Source organism: Mesotoga sp. HF07.pep.5.2.highcov (genome assembly GCF_003666285.1).
Classification (GTDB): Bacteria; Thermotogota; Thermotogae; order Petrotogales; family Kosmotogaceae; genus Mesotoga; species Mesotoga prima.
This window is the reverse complement of record NZ_JFHJ01000399.1, coordinates 1-2,429: the sequence shown is the minus strand read 5'-3', so window position 1 is coordinate 2,429 and position 2,429 is coordinate 1. Positions and strand designations below refer to the sequence as shown.

Genomic DNA, 2,429 nt, shown 5'->3' with positions numbered 1-2,429 from the left:
GTTCTTCGGCAGATTACTGCCGTCCCTCACTTCATCAAAAACCTTCTGCACCTTCTTCAGCCATTCTTTTCCGCCCCTCAGGTTGAGCCAGTCCCCTCTGAACTCTTCTGCAAGAGTCAGCGAATCGACTCTTTTCTGACTCCTGAGGTCGCCTTTTTCTGCTTTCTCGAAGTCCTTCTTATCGTTTTCTTCTTCATCCAGCAGATACTTGATGAAGTCAGGGCAGTGGCGAAGAATGTTCAGAAGAATCTTTTCCGCTCTGTCTAGCTCCCTGTAGGCATAGTTCTTCAGCGCCAGTACTGCAAGAGCCTTCGGATGACCACTGTGGTTCATAAACTCCATTGTTTTGGCCAATTCATCGAACATTTTCAGTCTCCAGCACACAAGTAATTTGCTCGCCAGGAGGTAGCCGTAATCATCCGGGCCGACAAGGGGAAAGACTTCTTCGATAACCCTCAGTGCTTCCCTGTAATCCTTCCGGTCGATCAAGCTATCCACATAATGTTCGATGACTTGCAGGAGTTCGGTGTTGGATGGACTCTCTTCGTTCTCTATAAGTGATGCCCATTTATCCTTTTCAACGATATCGTGGAGGACGTTCAAAGCGAGCTCGCCCGCAACTTGAAGGAGCTTTTTCAGTTCGTCAGTTTCTCTTGTGGAAAGGAAGAGAAGTGTATTCATGAACTCGAAGTTGAACCGGTACCTCTTGCAGTAAGCTACCATGGTATCGAATGCATGATCGATATCGTTCTGACTTATCACTGAGTTTATCAGCGTATACATCGGCACTCGTGAATACTCAAGACTGCCGGTCTTCTCGAACGAAATGAAATTAGGTTCCTTAATCGATTTCAAGTTCGAAATTACACCATCAATCGCCGTTCTATGAGAATACTCGTCTGCCATATGTTCATAGCTCACATCAAGATCACCGAATGAATCCCGAAGAAGAGATCGGATCAAAGGCGGATCTGGTTTCTCATCTGTTATCTCAGAAAACTTCTCGCTGAAGAGCTCCTCGTCTTCAAAGTCGTATTTCATGCATAACAAGAGTCCCGATCGTACAACTGCGATTGTCGGCTCCAGCGTCTTCAGATATGCGACATACTCTACCACCCAATCAGTTGCCTCATCCTTGTCCAGGAGGGCGCTCGCAATAGCCATATTGGAAAATAGGGAAGCCTTCTTTTCTATACCTTTCAAAATATTCTTCAATCTATCGAAAACTTTGCTGAAATCATTGCAAACGACAACTTCGTAAAGAAAACCGTCTCTCGACTCGTAGCTGGAGGAATTCAACATAATACCGAGTTCAGAATCACTCATAGAAGCGAACATCTTATTGATAATCAGTTTTGCCCTTGCTTTCTCTTCCGTCCTTCCACCTGCTGCCATGCTAACCGGCGCCAACAAGATATCCCCAAATATAATGTGAGACAGGCTCTTGATGAACTCAGTCACCTGATCAAGATTCAGTTTTCGATTCCTTATCAAAGCCAGAATCGGGAACTGCGAGCTCAAATAACTCTCAACCGACGGTAATCGAAGTCCTACTGACGAACCCATAGTATCGGGCATCGAGTATGATGCAAGCACAGAAGGTACAAGCTTTCTCAAGTCTTCCTTTAGGGAGCCCTTGAACTGCTCCGAATCTAAGCTTTCGCAAATGAAAGTCGTCAATTCATTACCCCAAAGGTAAATAGGAATATAATGCTTACTATTCATGAAATGTCTGGAAAGTGAGAAATTCTCTCTTACAAGTCCTCTAGATTCCTCGCGCTCCTTCTCTTCGAATAGGGAATAGAATCTCTTTTTCAAGTCTCTTTCTGACTGAAAACTCTCTTCTTGACCGGGTGAAGTTTCCTCTGCCTCATTCAGCGTGCGAAGAAGATCTTCGAGAAGGATCTTGGCTATCTTTTCCTTGACAACATGTGAAGTAGTCTTGTCTGAAAGCATAAGACCGGCAAGATAACCCCTGAAGAATCCGTTGCTTATTATCACTTCCAGGGGGATTTCAAGAGAGAATCCATCCTTAAGTCCCTTTGCAAGCTCTATTGCTGTGTTTCTGTCAAAGAATGACTCAAGGCCTTCGAGACTACGACATTCAATAGAGGAATTCCTGCTCATCTCCAGTGCCTCGGCCAGGAGGGTCACTTTTACTGTCTCTCTATCCATATACCACCTCTAGCATGTGTAGTAAAACAATATAAATTAATACATCGTACGTTTTCCAGCGTTATGCAAAGAGATGAAGAAATGTGAAAAAACTAATTGCCGGATGAATTGATCTATCCCAGGCCTGATAAAGCAAACTTCACTGTTAAGCAGAGTTTTTCCATGTATAGGAAAGCCCTTTTCTAACGACTGGAGATCACTGAATTGAGCTGTAGTTAATATGCTCATACTGACCTTCCTTTAGGGACAGACTC

At 44.1% G+C, this 2,429-nt stretch carries 1 protein-coding gene; it reads right to left on the bottom strand.

Features of this window, described 5'->3' with window-relative positions; genetic code table 11:
- A partial coding sequence (locus tag BG32_RS08525) for a hypothetical protein (RefSeq protein WP_121526679.1) occupies window positions 1–2,175 on the bottom strand: 2,175 nt, incomplete at its 3' end.
- Window positions 2,176–2,429: the final 254 nt, after the last annotated feature.